This is a genomic window from Arenibacter echinorum (assembly GCF_003259375.1).
Lineage (GTDB): Bacteria > Bacteroidota > Bacteroidia > Flavobacteriales > Flavobacteriaceae > Arenibacter > Arenibacter echinorum.
In genome coordinates this window covers 395,318-414,285 of the sequence record NZ_QLLN01000001.1, presented here as the reverse complement: position 1 = coordinate 414,285, position 18,968 = coordinate 395,318, and the positions used below count along the sequence as shown (strand labels likewise).

The following is an 18,968-nucleotide window of genomic DNA, read 5'->3' as shown; positions in this document are numbered from 1 at the left end:
TCCATGGAGTTACAAGAGTTAACAATTACCACAGAAGAAGTTATATTGATTTTCTTTTCGTTCCTTTTTTCTCTCGATACTTTGCTAAAAAAGGAGTGCAAAAATACAATTAAAAAATGGTTTTACAAACCTAATAATGAGATGAGTGATAATTACTTGACTATTTTCCGAAAATGAATGAAAACTATGCCAAGAATCCCTATCTTGAAGCCATAAATATTAACCGTTAAAAAAAATACGATTATGAGTGTTAAAGCAAAATATCAAGCTGTCCTAAACCTTGGTGAGCAGTTAAAAATAAAGGATGGTGATGTAAGTGAGGAAGCAGGTATTCTAAAAATAAAAGGGCAGGCCGCAACCCAGTACGAGAAAAATCTTTTATGGGATAAAATAAAAGAATTGGGCGGAGAAAATCCTTCGGATATTAAAGCCAATATTACCGTTGCCGATGAAAGCGTTTATCACAGACACACTGTAAAAAGTGGAGAGTCCCTAAGTAAGATTGCCAAAAAATACTATGGCGACCCTATGAAATACAAGAAAATCTTTGAGGCAAATACCAATATCCTAAAAAATCCGGATGTTATTCATCCAGACCAAGTATTGGTTATCCCCAACTAAGGGAAGCACAAATTAAATTCGGGCGGAGTCCGGGGTTCATGCCACTAAGGCTATTAACTTCCTAACTCCGCCCGAATTGATATTGAGAAGATCTAATAAATAGAAATTTCTATTTTCCTTCAATTTTACGGAGAGCAAAATTATATATGCGTTCCAATTGTTCCTTTAAACCCATATCACTATTATCAAATTCTATGGCATCATCCGCTTTTCTCAGGGGTGAAAATTCACGATGGGAATCAATATAATCCCGGGTCTGAACATTCTTCAACACTTCTTTATACGAGACCTTCTCCCCCTTGTCCAAAAGCTCTTTATATCTTCTAAACGCTCTAGTCTCAGGAGAAGCCGTCATAAAAATTTTAAATTCGGCATTGGGAAAGACCACGGTCCCTATGTCCCTACCGTCCATTACAATTCCTTTCTTTTTGCCCATTTCCTGTTGCATCCCCACCAATTTTAACCTAACTTTCTCAATGGTAGCAATCTTACTAACTTGTTGGGAAACCGGCAATGTCCGGATTTCCTTCTCCACATTCTCCCCATTCAAAAACATTTCAGAAAATCCAAGGGATTTATTGTATACAAATTTAAGATCCAAAGAGGGAAGGGCATTGACCAATCCTTCCAGATTGTCTTTTTCACCCCCAATAAAACCTTCGCGCATAGCAAAAAGCGTTACCGCCCTGTACATGGCCCCTGTATCTACGTAAACATAATCCAATGCCTTCGCTAATTGTTTGGCGATAGTACTTTTTCCTGTAGATGAATATCCATCTATTGCAATTGTAATCTTTCCCATGGGCTTAAAAATAATAAGAATTGCTCAAATGTAGCACATCGACAAGCCTAAATATTAACAGTTAGACAAGGGAAAGCTTACAAATTTTGAATCCCAGACAACATTCCTATCTTGCTGAAACTCTAATTACCTAAACATAGCCATCTTTAACATAGCCATCTTTAAAAAACAAAAGTACCTACTAATCTCCCAGTAGGTACTTTTAATATATTGATATAAAAATCTCCTTAAAGTTGCTTTGCATTTTTAACGGACTCATCGGTAATGGCAATATCTATCACCTCCTGCATGTCGTTCACATAATAAAAAGTAAGGCCCTTTAAATAATCCTCCTTGATCTCCAAAATATCCTTCCTGTTATCCTCGCAAAGAATGATCTCCTTAATTCTCGCTCGCTTTGCGGCCAAAATCTTCTCCTTTATTCCTCCTACAGGAAGCACTTTACCCCTTAGGGTAATTTCTCCCGTCATGGCCAAGCTCTTCTTTATTTTTTTCTGGGTAAACAAGGATACCAAGGAGGTCAACATGGTAATCCCCGCACTGGGACCGTCTTTTGGAGTAGCCCCTTCCGGAACGTGAATATGTACATTGTACTTATCAAATACTTCTGGATCAATACCATACCTATCCGAATTGGATTTAATATACTCCATGGCTATCGTGGCAGACTCCTTCATCACCGTACCTAAGTTACCGGTAATGGTCAGGGTACCTTTTCCCCTGGACAAAATGGACTCGATAAATAAAATATCCCCACCAACACTGGTCCAGGCCAATCCTGTAACAACACCGGCAACGTCATTATTCTCGTACTTATCCCTTTCCATTCGTGCAGGTCCCAAAACCTTTTCTACATCTTCAAAGGAAACCTTTTGGTTGTATTCCTCATCCATTGCTATGGATTTCGCGGCATGACGCACCATTTTGGCTATTTGTTTTTCCAAAGACCTAACCCCGGATTCCCTGGTATAGCCCTCGACAATCTTTTCCAATTGAGGTTTGCCAATTTTCAGATGATTTACACTTAAACCATGCTCCTTTAACTGCTTTGGCAGTAGATGCCTCTTGGCAATTTCCACCTTTTCCTCTATGGTATACCCGGTTACGTGTATAATTTCCATTCTATCCCTAAGGGCAGGCTGTATTTCCGATAAGCTGTTGGCCGTAGCAATGAACATTACTTTGGAAAGGTCGTAACCCATTTCCAAAAAGTTATCGTGAAACTCATTGTTCTGTTCCGGATCCAAAACCTCCAGCATAGCCGAGGAAGGATCACCTTGATGACTATTGGACAGCTTATCTATTTCGTCCAAAATAAAAACAGGGTTCGACTTACCCGCCTTTTTTAAACTTTGAACAATTCTACCGGGCATGGCTCCTATATAAGTTTTACGGTGCCCGCGAATCTCGGCTTCGTCCCTGAGACCACCTAGTGAAATTCTCACATACTCCCTTCCCAAAGCCTCGGCCACAGATTTGCCCAAGGAGGTTTTACCAACTCCCGGAGGTCCAAACAGGCATAGGATAGGCGATTTCATGTCATTCCTCAATTTTAGCACCGCCAAATATTCAATGATCCTTCTTTTAACATCTTCCAGACCATAATGGTCCCTGTCCAATATTTTTTGGGCCCTTTTTAAATCGAACTTATCCTTGGAATATTCGTTCCAGGGAAGGTCCAAAAACAAATCCAAATAATTACGTTGAATGGAATACTCCGCCACCTGCGGATTCATCCGTTGCATTTTTGCCAATTCCTTTTCAAAATGTTCGGCAACGTCTTTGTTCCACTTCTTCTTTTTGGCCTTTTTGCGCATCTCATCCACTTCCTCTTCATAAGAAAGTCCACCCAATTCCTCTTGAATGGTTTTCATTTGCTGATGAAGATAGTACTCCCGCTGTTGCTGATCCATATCAGTTCGGACCTTGGACTGAATATCATTTTTAAGTTCCAGCTTCTGAAGCTCAATGTTCATATATTTAAGGGTGGCCAATGCACGATCCTGTAAACTTCCGATCTCCAATAATTCCTGCTTATCCTTTACGCTCAAATTGAGGTTGGAGGAGACAAAATTTATCAAAAAAGAATCGCTCTGTATATTCTTTATGGCAAAAGAAGCCTCACTGGGAATATTGGGATTGTCCCTAATAATCTGCAATGACAGTTCTTTTATAGTGTCTATGATGGCCCTAAACTCCTTGTCTTCACGTGCCGGTCTAACTTCTGTTGTTTCCCTCACAGTGGCGGTGATGTAAGGCTTTTCGGTAAGCACTTCGGCCACTTCAAATCGTTTTTTACCCTGAATGATCACGGTTGTGTTTCCATCGGGCATTTGCAGCACCCTTAAAATTCTTGCCACAGTCCCCAGAGTATTGATATCCTTTACGCCAGGATTCTCTGTTTCCTCATCTTTTTGAGCTACCACACCAATAACTTTTGATCCGTTATTGGCATCCTTTATCAATTTAATGGACTTATCCCTCCCTGCTGTTATTGGAATAACTACCCCGGGAAACAACACAGTGTTGCGCAATGGTAATATAGGCAAGGTTTCGGGTAACTTTTCATTGTTGATTTCCTCCTCATCTTCAGGTGTCATCAAGGGTATTAACTCCGCATCCTCATCAATCCCGTGAAATGACATAGTGTCAAATTGTATGTTTTTTGTTTTAGCCATATTCTAATTTCGGTCATTCTGTCATTCAAAGACAGAAAAATAATTTATATTAAATCCTTTGTATACCTACTTTCCCTATAATAATCAGTAGGTTGAGGATTCTAGCATTTCCTTTTATTTCTATTTGGGCAATTCTTATGCCAACAAAGAGAATCTTTTTATAAATAAACTGTAACATTCCCTAAATTACCTCATCTATTAAGCAAACCATTACCTTTTTGAGCCTAGAAAAGAGACATATTGATGAGTTGATACCATTGTGCTTGAATGGCAACCGGAACGCGCAATTAGAGATTTACAATCGCTATTACAAGGGAATGTACAATGTTTCCTATAGGATTGTAAAAGACAGCGCCATTGCAGAAGATGTAATGCAGGAATCGCTATTAAGTGCACTGACCAAATTGGACCAATTTAAGGGAGAAGTTTCCTTTGGAGCCTGGCTGAAACGAATTGTGGTCAACAATAGTATTCATCAATATAAAAAGAGGTTGAAACGCCAAGAAGTAGATCTTGGAAATGTAATGTACAAGGTCGAAGACAACGATGGATGTGTCCCAGATAATGGAATGATTGAACTAAAGGCTCAAAAAGTGATTGAAACCATGAAGCTGTTAAAAGACAATTACAGAATTTCTTTGACCTTACATTTAATTGAAGGGTATGATTACGAAGAAATAAGCGAAATAATGAATTTGAGTTATGCCAATTGCAGAACAATGATTTCAAGGGCCAAAGAAAGCCTTAGACAGAAATTAAATACCGAATACCATGAAAACTGATGATTTAGACAAACTGTTTGGGGAATTAAAGGGCTCCTTTGATACCTCGGAACCGGTAGATGGACACAGACAAAGGTTCTTGGCAAAATTAGAAGCCTCGTCCAAAGTGGTAGTAAAAACCAAAAAGAAGCGCTTCGGATGGAAGCCACTATCCATAGCCGCTGCCATCCTAATATTGTGCAGCATAGGATTCCATTTCCTTTACACATCCCCAAGCGTGCAGCAGCAGGTTTCCAAAATTTCCCCGGAAATCACGAACTCGGAATACTATTTTGCCAGTGTTATAGAGGATCAGGTAAAAAAAATGCAAAACGAAAGTACGCCCGAGACTCAAAAATTGATTGACGATACCATGATCCAACTTAGGAACTTGGACCACGATTACAAAAAGATGGAGCAGGATCTATTGGATGGCGGCAATAGCAAATTGATATTAAGCGCCATGATTACCAATTTTCAGACCAGAATAGATCTTTTGAATGAAGTGTTGGAACAAATTGAAGAAATTAAAAATTTTAAAAACTACGAAAATGAAAATATTACCGCTTAGATATATACTCGCCCTATTATGGCTTGTTCCCATTAGTTCCTTTTCCAACAATGATATGCCCAGAGGGAAGTATACCAAGGAAAAAACCATTAAAAAAGAGTACAAAGTAAATTTGGAAGCCTTATTGAAAATAGACAATAGCTATGGTAATTTAAATATAAGCTCTTGGAACCAGGATAGGATAACTATAGAGGTACATATTAAGACCACTGGGGACAACGAAGATAAGGTACAGCGTAAGCTGGATGAAATCACCGTGGATTTTGAGGGCAACAGCACTATGGTTTCTGCCTCTACCGTCTTTAACAAGGATAAAAATAGTTGGGGATGGAATTGGGGCAATAGCAATACTGTAAATATGCAGGTAAACTATACGGTAAAAATCCCCGTTAAGAACAGTGTTAATCTCAGTAACGACTACGGCAGTATTATATTGGACAGAATAGACGGCCACGCCAAAATTAATTGCGACTATGGCCGATTGGAAATTGGGGAACTGCACGGCAGAAGCAACCAATTATCCTTCGATTATACTTCAAAATCCACAATAGGATATATCAACAGCGGTAAAATCAATGCCGATTATTCCGGCTTTACCATTGAAAAGGCAGGAAATCTGGATATCGTTGCCGACTACACCAATGCCACTGTACAGACAATGGAAGATCTGTCCTATGTTTGCGATTATGGTAAATTGGAAATCGGGGAGGCCAGAAATGTTCAGGGCAATGGAGATTATATAAATGTAAGCTTGGGAACAATACACGGCAACATGGATATAAAATCCAGCTACGGATCGGTGAGAATTGACGAGATGGCACCCGATGCCAAAAACCTAAAGATAAACACGGAATACACCGGCATAAAAATAGGTTATTCCCCAGCCTATCATTTCGATTTTGAAATTGATACAAAATATGCCGGAGTAAGCGGAAAGGATGAATTTGAGATAAACATTAGCAATGAAAAATCCAACCAAAAATATTTGAAAGGCTTTTACGGAAGGCAAAACAGTGGTAATCTAATGACTATTACCAGTGAATATGGCGGGATTTCATTTAATAAAAAATAACGTTAAACAGAAAAATATGAAACACTTAACAACCACCCTACTAAGTCTATTTATCATTGGCAGTTTTAGTGCCCAAAGAAACGATAAAATAAATGGTAGCGGCAATCAGGTTACCCTAGTGAGAACAACAAAGGACTATGATCAAATAGCTATTTCAGGTTTCTTTGATATTGAGTTGGTAGATGGCAAGGAAGGTATGCTCACATTGGAGGGGGAACAAAATATATTGGACCATATTATTACCGAAGTAAAGGGCGACAAATTAACGATAAAAGTAAAAAACGGATATAACCTAAATCCGACTTCATGGAAAAGAGGGGTTTCCATAACCATTCCTGTGGAAAGTATTTCGGCCTTGAGCTTATCCGGCTCGGGGGAGATTGTTGGCAAAAAGACCTTAAAGGCCAATAATTTTGAAACCGCTATATCTGGTTCCGGTGACATTATCATAGCTCTGGATGTAAATTCCTTAAAAGCAAGCATGTCCGGTTCCGGGGATATGGCCTTAAGTGGAAAAGCAAGTGATTTTGTTGCTTCCATCTCGGGATCGGGAGATATCAATGCCTATGACCTAATTGCCGACAACGTGGATGCCACGGTTTCGGGTTCTGCAAATGTTAAGGTGACGGCCATTAAGGAAATAATTGCAAAAGTGTCGGGTTCGGGCGATATAGATTATCGGGGCAATCCTGAAAGAATTGACACTAAAGTTTCAGGATCCGGGGATATCACTCAACATTAAAGGAAAACACTCCCTTAATAACTCAGATTTAATTGGCCCTATTTACTCTGGTCAGAAGAAATGCTCCTGCCATAAAAAACAATCCGAGCAAAATAATGGCATATCGCATACTTCCAAAATATTGGGCCGCAAAACCATATAAGAAGGTACCTATTACAATTCCTATCTTTTCCGCTACATCATAAAAACTAAAGAACGATGCCGTATCTATGGTTTCTGGAATAAATTTGGAATATGTGGACCTAGAAAGTGCCTGGATTCCCCCCATAACGATTCCGACGCACCCTGCAGCTATATAAAAATCCATAGGTGTGATCAAAAAATAAGCATAAATGCAAATCAATACCCAGAGTATATTCACCACAATAAGTGTCCCAATATTGCCGAAAGTTTTGGATGCCCTGGCCGTAAGTGTTGCCCCGGCAATGGCAACAAGCTGAATAAGAAGGATACTAACTATCAATCCTGTAGTCCTTTCGGAATCTGAAGACCATTGAATCTCCTCTTCCCCAAAATAAGTGGCAATCAACATCACGGTCTGCACGGCCATGCTATAGATAAAAAAGGCGGCCAAATATCGCTTCAATTTTATTTGCCCCCCAATTTGATGCCATACATTTTTTAGCTCCCTAAAACCATTAAGAATTACATGTTGCCTAACCCCTTCCCTTTTAAACCCCTTGGGAAGAAAGTAAAAACTATACTGGGAAAACCCTATCCACCAAAGGCCTACCGTTAGAAAAGAATACCTCATAGCCTTAATTTCGGCGATTCCACGAGCGTCGGTTTCTATCCCAAAGAGATTGGGCTTCATGACCATTGCCAAATTAAATAGCAGTAAAATAACACTTCCTATATAGCCCAGTGAAAAGCCTTTTGCGCTAATTCTATCCTGTTGTCTTGGAAAAGCAATATCGGGCAGGTAAGAGTTGTTAAAGGCAAAACTTACCCAAAATCCCACCAATCCAAAAAAATAACAAACCAGACTGAAGTAAATATTCTCCAGGGAAAACCAGTATAGCCCTATACAGGACAAGGCTCCCAAGTAACAAAACAACTTCATAAAGAGCCTTTTGTTCCCCAAATAGTCTGCAATACCAGATAAAATTGGTGTTATTAAGGCTATAAATAAGAACGCTGCCGAGGTAACATAACTTATTAGGGGTGCTCTGGCAATTTCTCCACCAAAGACTGTAACCTTCTCTATTCCGGCCACTCGAAACAGGGCTCCATAAAAAATAGGAAATATGGCAGACGAAATTACAAGGCTATAAACAGAATTCGCCCAATCATAAAATGCCCAAGCGTTTAATAATTTTTTACTGCCCTTTATAGGAAGGATTCTACTCATATATAAAAAAAGCTACTCCTATTAGAGCAGCTTCCCAATTGAATTTGTACTGTATTTTTAATTTACCAATCACTATTGAAAAGAGGTAACGCCAAATTTAGCAGCTTCTTGTCTGGCCAATGGCGCCCATTCCGTTAGGTTGGCTATACGGGTTTCATTTGAAGGGTGGGTACTTAGAAACTCAGGTGGTGCACCATCTCCACTATTGGCCTGCATTCTCTTCCATAGTTCCGCAGCTTCATCTGGATTATAGCCTGCAATGGCCATAATTTGTAAACCAATTCTATCCGCTTCTGTCTCATGGCTTCTGCTAAAAGGAAGCATTACCCCAACTTGGGAACCAATTCCATAAGCTTGATTGAATATGTTCCTTTTTTGCTCATCCTGTATCACGACATTACCGGCTACGGCTCCCAATTGTTGTAAGGTTCCAGCACTCATCCGTTGAGCCCCATGGTCTGCCAGGGCGTGGGCCACCTCATGGCCCATTACTACCGCCACTCCAGTTTCTCCTTTACAAATTGGAAGAATCCCGGTATAAAAAACAATTTTACCTCCAGGCATACACCAGGCATTAACGGTTTCATCGTTCACCAAATTATATTCCCATTTGTAATCCTGAAGGTAACCTGGATAGCCATTGGCAGTTAACCAACGTTCCGCTGCTGCTGCAATACGCTGACCCGTTTTGGTTATCATTTTTGCGTCTTCCGTTCCGGTTATTACCTTGTTCTCTCCAAGAAATTGGTCATATTGGGCAAAAGCTGTTGGAAAAATTTGACTGTTTGGGTAAAAGTTCAAAACCTTTTGCCCTGTAAACGGATTGGTCTTACAGGCCGCTACCCCTAAAAAGGCCATTATTATTAAAACTATTTTTTTCATCTTATGATTAGATATTTATTCCCCGAAAATTACAAAAAATTACTCACCAATAATGTGCAATAAAGTAAAATCCTTGCTGATATGAATATTGTTGTTCCCGTTTAACTTGACATCCTTTAAATCCACAAACTCATTATCTATTTGTATTTTCTTAATTTTAAAGGGTAGCCCATGAAGATTCATTTTTAGGGTTTCATAGGAAGTTATAAAACTGCCATCCTTAAATTGTTGAATAAGCAGTTCGTTTGCTTTTCCCTTTAAATTAAAGTTTCTAAGGCTGTACCTGCCTTTTTTGTAATCGTACCCATCCTGTCCATCCTCATAGACCGTTGAAGTTTCCACACCATTTTTAAAGTACACATCCAAGACCATTTCTTTTATTTCCAGTTCACCAACGTATTGTTGAACCGGGTATTTTGGGATCATAGCCCCTTCCTTAATAAAGATTGGAATTTTATCCAACCCGGCAACCACCCATTTCTCCATACCGCCAACCACAGCTTCATTGGTCCAATAATTGTACCAAGTACCTCTGGGCAGATACATCCTTCTGCCTTGGGCATTGGGTTCATGAACCGGACAAATCAAAATTTGCTCCCCAAAAATAAATTCATCAGTCCTAAAATGCGTCTGATGATCCTCTTGATCAAAATGCACCAATGGTTTTAACATAGGCACTCCTTCTTTGGAATACCGGTAGAACATAGTGTACAAATATGGCAAAAGTTGGTAGCGCAATTCAATAAATTTACGCACAATATTGGTTACTTCATCATCAAAGGACCATGGTTCCTGATCGCCGTGATCGCCACTGGAATGCACCCTGCAGAAAGGATGAAAAACCCCCAATTGAATCCATCTGGCAAACAGCTCGCCATTGGGTTGTTCCGCAAAACCACCAATATCCGAACCTACGAACGAATATCCGCTCATACACATACGTTGCGCCTGTACATTCGCAATCCATAAATGTTCCCATGTGGCAACATTATCGCCGGTCCAAGTAGAAGAAAACCGTTGGGTCCCCGCAAATGCGGCCCTGGTAATTACAAAGGGCCTCTTTGGATATACGTACTTTTTAATACCCTCATAGGTAGCACGAACCATCTGCATTCCATATACATTGTGGGCTTTTCTATGCGAACATGGATGTCCATCATAATCATGACGGGTATCCAAAGGTGCCGTCTTGGTGGGCACCTCCATAACTGCCGGTTCATTCATATCGTTCCAAACCGCATGAACACCAATTTCCGACATCATTTCCTTATACAATTCGGCCCACCACTCCCTAACCTTGGGATTGGTAAAATCCGGAAAATTACATTCCCCCGGCCAAACCTTACCTTTCATAAACGCACCATCGGCCCGTTTGCAGAAATAATCATTTTCAATAGCCTCTTGATATACCCAATAATCTTTATCTATCTTTATCCCCGGATCAATCATTACAACCGTCTTGAAGCCTTTTTCCTCCAAATCCGAAATCATTTTTTTTGGATTCGGAAATCGGGATTTGTCCCAAGTAAAACACTTAAATCCGTCCATATAATCGATGTCCAAATAAATGGCATCACAAGGAATCCTCATTTTTCGAAAATTCTTGGCTATGGCCCTAACGTTACTTTCCGGATAGTAGCTCCATTTGGATTGATGGTAACCCATAGCCCACATTGGCGGCAACTCTGGCGTCCCAGTTAAATTGGTGTAGGATTTGACCACTTGGCTCATTTGGGGACCGTAGATGAAATAATAATTCATCTCTCCCCCATCTGCCCAAAAGCTGGTTACATTTCTCCGCTCATGCGCGAAATCGAAATTTGTTTTAAAGGTATTGTCAAAGAAAATTCCGTAGGACTTATTGTTGTGCAAGCCTATAAAAAACGGAATTGCCTTATATAAGGGATCTTGATCCTTACCATAGGCGTATTGATCCGTTACCCAATTACTAACTCGTTTTCCTTTTAGGTTGGAATGTGTGGCTTTATCCCCCAAACCGTAGAAACTCTCGGCATTTTGGGTAATCTTGCTCATTTTTACGGAATTCCCCCCAAACTCATAATTTTCTTCCCAATGAAAACCAAGCTCATCCTCATTAATAATATTGCCATCAAGATCCGAAATCTGGGTCCTCAAGGTCTTTTTATCTACGAGCACTTTTAGTTTGGCCGTATATACCAAATATTCTGTAGGAGTCTCCTCTACCTTAAGGTGATTAAACCCAACACTAACATTTTCGCTAATGGCATAAGAAAAATCGGGCTCAAAAATATTTTCGGTAGCATATCTAAATCTCAATATACTGTCCCGCAATATTGTCATCTCCAAAATGACACCGTTGGAGGTGGTAAAAAACAGTTTATCCGTATCCCTGTGAAATTCAACAATTGTATTGGGGTATAAATTGCCTTTGTATTCAAGTTCAGTATTAGTGATCATGGGTGGTTAAATTTGCGAATACAAAAAAAGTACATTCATGTGAATTAATGAAATGATATGCGGTGCAATTATATTCTGTAGCATTATAATACCTAAAATCACTTAAAAACGACCACTCCAAGTGGTGGAATATTGATTTCCACAGACTTATCATATCCATGCCAAGCGGTTTTACCAATTTTCAATGTGCCGTTTTTCATTCCTGAACCGCCATATTTGGTATCATCACTATTGAAAATTTCCTTTAATTGCCCCGTTTTGGAAATTCCCATTCTATATTTTTCCCTCGGAACCGGTGTAAAGTTACAGGCTACATAGATATTCTCCTTAGGATTGTTTCCTTTTCTAATATAGGTTAGGACGGAATTTTGATGGTCCCCATAATCTATCCATTGAAAACCTTCCGGACTAAATTGTTTCTCGTAGAGAGCCGGATACTCCTGATATAATTTGTTCAAGTCCTTTACCAATTTTTGAATTCCACTATGGAAGTCAAATTGTAAAAGATGCCAATCCAAACTTTTTTGAAAATTCCATTCGGAAGATTGCCCAAATTCCCCGCCCATGAAAATTAAATTGGCCCCGGGATGGGTATACATATACCCAAAAAGCAATCTTAAATTGGCAAAACGTTGCCATTCATCTCCAGGCATCCTATACAGCAGGGACTGTTTACCATAAACCACTTCATCATGTGAAAACGGCAACATAAAATTCTCTGTAAAGGCATAGGTTGCACTAAAGGTCAAATCATTTTGATGATGTCTCCTATAAATAGGTTCTTTTTTAAAATACTCCAAGGTATCGTGCATCCATCCCATCATCCATTTCATTCCAAAACCAAGGCCTCCCATACTCACTGGTTTAGATACCATTGAAAAGGAGGTAGATTCTTCCGCAATCATCTGTATTCCTTCAAAATTGGAATAAACGGTTTCATTAAGTTCCCTTATAAATGAAATGGCCTCCAAATTCTCGTTATTACCATATATATTTGGCTCCCACTGACCTTCATCCCTGGAATAATCCAAATACAGCATAGATGCTACCGCGTCTACACGCAGTGCATCGGCATGGAATTGATCTAACCAAAACATGGCATTACTGATCAAAAATGCCCTTACCTCATTTCTACCGTAATTAAATATCAAACTTTTCCAATCGGGATGATAGCCCCTTCTACTATCGGGATGTTCATAAAGGTGGGAACCGTCAAAAAATCCCAAACCATGGGCATCTTCCGGAAAATGCGAGGGTACCCAATCCAAAATAACCCCAATCCCATTTTGGTGCAATGCATCTACCAATAGTTTAAACCCTTCTGGTTTTCCGAATCTCGAGGTAGGGGCAAAATAGCCCGTTAATTGATATCCCCATGATGGATCATATGGATACTCCATTATTGGCATAAACTCCACATGCGTGAAATTCATCTCCTTAACATAGTTCACCAAATCTTCGGCCAATTCCGTATAGGTCAAATAATCATTGTTGGATTTTCGTTTCCAAGATCCCAAATGCACTTCATAAACAGCAAATGGTTTATCCAGGGCATTTTTTTCCTTTCTGAACTTCATCCAGGTTTCGTCTCCCCATTTGTGTTTATCCTCCCAAACAATAGATGCCGTCATAGGTGGATGTTCACAGCTTCGGGCAAAGGGGTCTGCCTTTTCCGTTACCACTCCGTGATTTGTAGAGTGTACAATATATTTGTACAGGGTACCTTTTCCCAAATCGGGTACGAACCCCTCCCAGATACCACTACCGTCCCAGCGTACATACAGTTGATGGTCTGCTTCGTACCAATTATTAAAATCTCCTACAACGGAAACTGAGCGCGCTGAAGGTGCCCAAACAGCAAAATAAGTGCCTTTTACCCCGTTGACTTCAATAAGGTGGGATCCCAACTTTTCGTATAATTTGAAATGTTTGCCCGCCTTGAATAGATTAATGTCAAAATCTGTAAATAAACTATGGGATACTACTTTGGTCATGATTACGTTATTTAGTGCACAGTTTAGACAACTTTGTTCCCTAACTTTGGATTGTAAGAATAACAAGTTTTCTTTAAAACCTAACTTTGCAAGTATAGATATAAAAAATGGAACGCTTTTTGAAACTACTATAAAAATACAATAACATTTATAGATATTGATTAATCCCTAAAATAATTATTATGAAAAAAGTCACCTTAGTACTCGGCGCATTTATTGCTTTATTTTTTATCTCCTGCGAAGGACCGGCAGGACCTCCGGGATATGACGGTTTTGATGGAGAGGACGGACAGGACGGAGAGGATGGTATCGAAGGACAGGTATTTGAAGTGGACAATATTGACTTCAACTATGATGCCGGAGGAGACATCTATTCCTACATTATTACATTTTCTGATTTTACCAGTTTCCCAGTTTACGAGTCTGATGCGGTTTTGGTATACCGATATGATGGTCCTGTTGATTATCAAGATAACACAACAGCCGATGCATGGAGCCTGATTCCACAAAATTTCTTTTTACCGGAAGGTACCATACAATACACCAATGCCCATACCTTTATAGATGTTGAGATTTTTATTGATGGAAATTTTAACCTTTCCAATTTAGATACCGGGTTTACGGACAATCAATTGTTCAGAATTGTTATTCTTCCAAGCCAATATGCCGAATCGAAATTGGACAAATCCAATATTAATGCAGTAATGAGAACTATAGGCGTTGAAGATATAGACGTTAAGCGATTTACTCTGGACTAAAAATTTGATCTAAAATTTAATTGGCCCTTATTTCCTTTAAGAAATAAGGGCTATTTTTATATATTAAAATCCCAACTATAGAATTGGCGTAAGTCAAGGAATGAAAGGAAGCCACTTTTATTTCGTCTAAATGTAGGAAGCACAAAAAATAAAATATACTATGAAAAAAATAATATTCGCACTCTGTGTAATTTTTATTGGATGCAAGGGAACCTCACAGGAAAAAGAGGCATCCAAATTGGATACCAAAAAAAAGGAACAGTTTAAAGTTACCAAAACCGAGGCAGAGTGGAGAAAACAGCTTACAGACATGCAGTTTTATGTCCTTAGAAAAGCAGGTACGGAAAACCCGGGATCCAGCGAATTACTTAACAACAAACAAGAGGGAGTTTATACCTGTGCTGCCTGTGGAACCGAGCTTTTCAAAAGCGAGTACAAATTTGATTCCGGAACGGGATGGCCCAGTTTTGATAGGGAAATAAAAGGAAATGTTGCTTTTGATGTGGATTACGATTTAGGCTATGCCAGAAAAGAAGAACACTGTGCAACCTGCGGTGGCCACTTAGGGCACGTTTTTGATGATGGCCCTAGAAAGACCACCGGCCAGAGACACTGCATTAACGGTGCGGCCTTAAGCTTTGTGCCTAAAAAATAAGGTTGATCCACAATTCCAAAATCCTTTCAATTCCTCAGGCTGGCCAGCACTTGAAAACAGGTCGGCCTTTTTTATTCCAATTAATTTAAAATGGCCTCTGTGTGGATTCAGTATGGTTTTGTAACTTTGCGACTTCATAATTTATTTACCAAAAAAAATATAAATGAGCAATTTCGATATTATTGTATTAGGTAGTGGTCCTGGAGGTTATGTAGCCGCAATCAGAGCCTCTCAATTGGGATTTAAAACTGCCATTATAGAAAAAGAAAGTCTTGGTGGCGTTTGTTTAAATTGGGGATGTATCCCTACCAAAGCATTATTGAAATCCGCTCAGGTTTTCGAATATTTGCTTCATGCGGCCGATTACGGACTCAAGGCCGAAGGTGTGGACAAAGACTTTAATGCGGTGGTCAAGAGAAGTAGGAACGTAGCGGAAGGCATGAGTAAAGGCGTTCAATTTTTGATGAAAAAAAATAAGATTGAAGTCATTAACGGTTATGGAACCTTAAAACCGGGCAAAAAGGTAAGTGTTAAGTCAGATGATGGTAAAGAAACCGAATATTCGGCCAATAACATTATTATTGCTACAGGTGCTCGTAGTAGGGAATTGCCCAGTTTACCACAGGACGGCAAAAAAATTATAGGCTACCGCGAGGCCATGTCCTTGGACAAACAACCAAAGAAAATGCTTGTAGTGGGTAGTGGAGCCATAGGTATCGAATTTGCCTATTTCTACAATGCCATGGGTACAGACGTAACCGTGGTGGAGTTTTTGCCAAATGTAGTACCAGTAGAAGACGAAGAAGTTTCCAAACAATTGGAGCGCAGTCTTAAAAAGACCGGAATAAAGATTATGACCTCCTCAGAGGTAACCAAGGTAGATACCTCTGGCCCTGGAGTGAAGGCCACAGTCAAAACCAGCAAAGGGGAAGAAATCCTAGAGGCCGATATCGTATTGTCTGCAGTAGGTATCAAGACCAATATTGAAAATATTGGCTTGGAAAATGTTGGTATTGCAACGGATAGGGATAAAATTTTGGTGAACGATTATTACCAAACCAATATTCCGGGATACTTCGCCATTGGTGATGTAACCCCAGGACAGGCCTTGGCCCACGTTGCCTCCGCAGAAGGAATACTTTGTGTAGAGAAACTTGCGGATATGCATGTGGAGCCCTTGGATTACGGTAATATCCCTGGATGTACCTACTGCTCACCAGAAATCGCTTCTGTTGGATTGACCGAAAAACAGGCCATTGAAAAAGGTTACGAAATAAAAGTTGGTAAATTCCCATTTTCAGCTAGTGGAAAAGCCAGTGCTTCCGGTAACAAGGACGGCTTTGTAAAAGTAATTTTCGATGCCAAATACGGCGAATGGTTAGGATGCCATATGATCGGTGCAGGGGTTACGGACATGATTGCGGAAGCAGTAGTGGCCCGTAAGTTGGAAACTACCGGACATGAGATCCTGAAATCAGTACACCCCCACCCTACCATGAGTGAAGCTGTAATGGAAGCTGTGGCACATGCCTACGGGGAAGTAATACATATATAGATAAAGTCTTATATTTTCTTTACCTATTTAGACCCGTCAGGTTTTAAAACCTGACGGGTCTAAAAAAATAATTTGATTACGAATCTCACCGAAAAAGATATGTTGAAAATTTTTAGTCTTACCGCAATTCTTGAAGGTATTTCCTATCTATTGCTTTTTGGCATTGGAATGCCCCTAAAATATTTGGCCCAAATACCGGAACCCAATATCTATATTGGTTATGCCCATGGATTTCTGTTCATGGCCTATGTAGTCCTGGCAATCGTGGTCTGTATTGAAAAAAAGTGGGACCTTAAAATGTTTGCAATTCTATTTATTGCTTCTCTTGTACCTTTTGGCACTTTTTATGTAGACAAAAAGTATTTAAAGCCGCAAATGGCTGTTAATAGTGGGCAGTAGACTGCAAACAGTTTTCAGTAGGCAGTTTTCAGTAGGCACAAAATGTACGTCACTGATATTATTCAATTATTGAATACGACTTAGATAGTTTGTCTGCTTTGCACAATCATCAACCCTAGCCTTTATTTAAAAAGCTTTCAATGGCCAGGTCATAACTTTTTAGCCCAAAGCCCAAAATTACACCTTTGGCAACTGGGGAAATATAGGAGGTATGTCTAAACTCTTCCCGCCCAAAGGTATTGCTAATATGTACTTCCACCACAGGAGTAGTTATTCCCTTTATGGCATCGCCAATACCAATGGAGGTGTGGGTATATGCACCGGCATTCAAAATAATGCCTTCATATCCCTCAAAACCGCAATCGTGTAATTTATTTATGATTTCCCCTTCTATATTGGATTGATAATATTCCAATTGCACATCCTTAAATTTAAATTGCAAAGTGGCAAAATACTCCTCAAAAGTTGTTTTTCCGTAAACCTCAGGCTCGCGTTTGCCCAAAAGGTTAAGGTTTGGTCCGTTGACAATAATAATCTTCATGGGATAAATGTAAGAAATTGTAATTCATAAAAAAAGAGGGGCAATGAGTATTAATTACTCCGCAAAAAAGAATTTGATTTAAGGCGGTTTTTATCACTAAAAAAAGATATTCAATTATACAAACCCAAGGAAAGATCAAATATTAATCGGTTGTAATAAGAGTTAATGTGCGTTTACTATTTCAACCCAAAAAAGTCCATTATATTTAGCTTATGAAATGGAATCGAGCCCTTCAGGATTTTCAACATTACCTAAATTTGGAACGAGGACTATCCAAGAATTCCATAAGCAACTACGTTCTGGATGTTGAGAAATTAATACTGTTTCTGGAAGACCATCAAATTGTGGAAACGCCTATAAATATTCACAAAAGTACCATTCAACAATTTATTTACGAACTGGCCAAAAATGTTAATCCCAGGTCCCAGGCAAGGGTAATATCGGGATTAAAAAGCTTTTTCAATTACCTGGTCTTCGAGGATTACCGCCAAGACAATCCCATGGAGTTAATAGAATCCCCTAAAGTAGGGCGCAAACTCCCCGACACCCTTTCCGAAGAGGAAATCAATAAACTAATTGGGGCCATAGACCTTTCCAAACCGGAAGGAGAGCGCAATCGGGCTATTTTGGAAACACTTTATGGCTGTGGGCTAAGGGTTTCAGAGTTGTTGGACTTAAAACTATCGGACCTTTATTTTGAGGAGGATTTTATCAAGGTTACCGGTAAAGGTGACAAGCAACGTTTTGTTCCCATAAGCGAAATCAACAAAAAATATATAAATATCTATAGAAAGGAAATACGTGTACACATGGCAATTAAAAAGGGGTCTGAAGATGTCTTGTTTTTAAACCGCCGAGGGAATAAATTGACCCGTGCCATGATATTTACCATTATTAAACAACTTGCACTGGAGATAGGACTACAAAAAAGTATAAGTCCCCACACCTTTAGGCATTCTTTTGCCACCCACTTATTGCAGAATGGAGCAGATCTGCGGGCCATTCAACAAATGCTGGGCCATGAGAGCATAACCACTACAGAAGTTTACATGCATGTAGATCGCACACATTTGGCCGAAGTAATGAACAAGTACCATCCTAGAAAAAGTGGGACATCCGATTAGACAATTGCACTTGGCGGTTAAAT

Annotated in this window: 17 protein-coding genes; 10 read left to right on the top strand and 7 right to left on the bottom strand. The window is 39.5% G+C overall.

What is annotated here, in order from left to right; translation table 11 throughout:
• Positions 1–243: 243 nt before the first annotated feature.
• Complete coding sequence (locus tag LV92_RS01815) at positions 244–621, top strand: LysM peptidoglycan-binding domain-containing protein (protein ID WP_110357789.1); 378 nt, start codon at positions 244–246, stop codon at positions 619–621.
• 109 nt (positions 622–730) lie between these two features.
• Here LV92_RS01815 and cmk read toward each other — a convergent pair whose 3' ends face one another.
• Positions 731–1,423 carry a (d)CMP kinase gene (cmk, locus tag LV92_RS01810; RefSeq protein WP_111621965.1) on the bottom strand — a complete coding sequence of 231 codons (693 nt, stop codon included), beginning with the start codon at positions 1,421–1,423 and terminating at the stop codon, positions 731–733.
• 227 nt (positions 1,424–1,650) lie between these two features.
• Positions 1,651–4,101 (bottom strand): endopeptidase La, encoded by a 2,451-nt coding sequence (lon, locus tag LV92_RS01805; protein WP_245946212.1) that lies wholly within the window; start codon positions 4,099–4,101, stop codon positions 1,651–1,653.
• Between the two features lie 218 nt (positions 4,102–4,319).
• Here lon and LV92_RS01800 point away from each other — a divergent pair, with 218 nt between their 5' ends.
• The 4 genes from LV92_RS01800 to LV92_RS01785 are packed head-to-tail and all read left to right on the top strand — an operon-like array spanning position 4,320 to position 7,247.
• Positions 4,320–4,883: an RNA polymerase sigma factor gene (locus LV92_RS01800; protein ID WP_111621964.1), complete on the top strand. Its 564-nt coding sequence runs from the start codon at positions 4,320–4,322 to the stop codon at positions 4,881–4,883.
• Complete coding sequence (locus LV92_RS01795; protein ID WP_111621963.1) at positions 4,873–5,433, top strand: hypothetical protein; 561 nt, start codon at positions 4,873–4,875, stop codon at positions 5,431–5,433. The genes LV92_RS01800 and LV92_RS01795 overlap by 11 nt, the downstream gene beginning before the upstream one ends.
• On the top strand, positions 5,414–6,505 hold the full coding sequence (locus LV92_RS01790; protein WP_111621962.1) for a DUF4097 family beta strand repeat-containing protein: 1,092 nt from the start codon (positions 5,414–5,416) through the stop codon (positions 6,503–6,505). Before LV92_RS01795 ends, LV92_RS01790 begins: the two co-directional genes overlap by 20 nt.
• A gap of 16 nt (positions 6,506–6,521) precedes the next feature.
• The gene (locus LV92_RS01785) at positions 6,522–7,247 is read left to right on the top strand and encodes a head GIN domain-containing protein (protein WP_111622320.1); all 726 of its coding nucleotides are present in this window, start codon (positions 6,522–6,524) and stop codon (positions 7,245–7,247) included.
• A 28-nt stretch (positions 7,248–7,275) separates the two neighbouring features.
• Here LV92_RS01785 and LV92_RS01780 read toward each other — a convergent pair whose 3' ends face one another.
• From LV92_RS01780 to glgB, 4 genes are all read right to left on the bottom strand, one after another.
• Complete coding sequence (locus LV92_RS01780) at positions 7,276–8,598, bottom strand: MFS transporter (RefSeq protein ID WP_111621961.1); 1,323 nt, start codon at positions 8,596–8,598, stop codon at positions 7,276–7,278.
• Between the two features lie 72 nt (positions 8,599–8,670).
• Positions 8,671–9,480 carry a M48 family metallopeptidase gene (locus tag LV92_RS01775; protein ID WP_111621960.1) on the bottom strand — a complete coding sequence of 270 codons (810 nt, stop codon included), beginning with the start codon at positions 9,478–9,480 and terminating at the stop codon, positions 8,671–8,673.
• Between the two features lie 39 nt (positions 9,481–9,519).
• Entirely contained in the window at positions 9,520–11,919 is a 2,400-nt protein-coding gene (locus tag LV92_RS01770) for a glycoside hydrolase family 31 protein (protein WP_111621959.1), read from the bottom strand.
• A gap of 98 nt (positions 11,920–12,017) precedes the next feature.
• Positions 12,018–13,913 carry a 1,4-alpha-glucan branching protein GlgB gene (glgB, locus tag LV92_RS01765; RefSeq protein WP_111621958.1) on the bottom strand — a complete coding sequence of 632 codons (1,896 nt, stop codon included), beginning with the start codon at positions 13,911–13,913 and terminating at the stop codon, positions 12,018–12,020.
• 182 nt (positions 13,914–14,095) lie between these two features.
• Between glgB and LV92_RS01760 the strand changes: the two genes are divergently transcribed.
• The 4 genes from LV92_RS01760 (at position 14,096) to LV92_RS01745 (ending at position 17,280) form a co-directional block, all read left to right on the top strand.
• The gene (locus LV92_RS01760) at positions 14,096–14,671 is read left to right on the top strand and encodes a collagen-like protein (protein ID WP_111621957.1); all 576 of its coding nucleotides are present in this window, start codon (positions 14,096–14,098) and stop codon (positions 14,669–14,671) included.
• A gap of 160 nt (positions 14,672–14,831) precedes the next feature.
• Positions 14,832–15,326 (top strand): peptide-methionine (R)-S-oxide reductase MsrB, encoded by a 495-nt coding sequence (gene msrB / locus LV92_RS01755; protein ID WP_111621956.1) that lies wholly within the window; start codon positions 14,832–14,834, stop codon positions 15,324–15,326.
• Positions 15,327–15,489: 163 nt separating this feature from the next.
• Positions 15,490–16,881, top strand: coding sequence for a dihydrolipoyl dehydrogenase (lpdA, locus tag LV92_RS01750; protein WP_111621955.1), 1,392 nt, complete (start codon positions 15,490–15,492; stop codon positions 16,879–16,881).
• Positions 16,882–16,980: 99 nt separating this feature from the next.
• On the top strand, positions 16,981–17,280 hold the full coding sequence (locus LV92_RS01745) for a DUF3817 domain-containing protein (RefSeq protein ID WP_111621954.1): 300 nt from the start codon (positions 16,981–16,983) through the stop codon (positions 17,278–17,280).
• 115 nt (positions 17,281–17,395) lie between these two features.
• On the opposite strand, the gene aroQ is transcribed toward LV92_RS01745, so the two are convergent.
• Positions 17,396–17,821 (bottom strand): type II 3-dehydroquinate dehydratase, encoded by a 426-nt coding sequence (gene aroQ, locus LV92_RS01740; RefSeq protein WP_111621953.1) that lies wholly within the window; start codon positions 17,819–17,821, stop codon positions 17,396–17,398.
• A gap of 212 nt (positions 17,822–18,033) precedes the next feature.
• Between aroQ and xerD the strand changes: the two genes are divergently transcribed.
• A complete protein-coding gene (xerD, locus tag LV92_RS01735) occupies positions 18,034–18,945 on the top strand; it encodes a site-specific tyrosine recombinase XerD (protein WP_111621952.1) in 912 nt (303 codons plus the stop codon).
• The last annotated feature ends 23 nt before the right edge of the window (positions 18,946–18,968 follow it).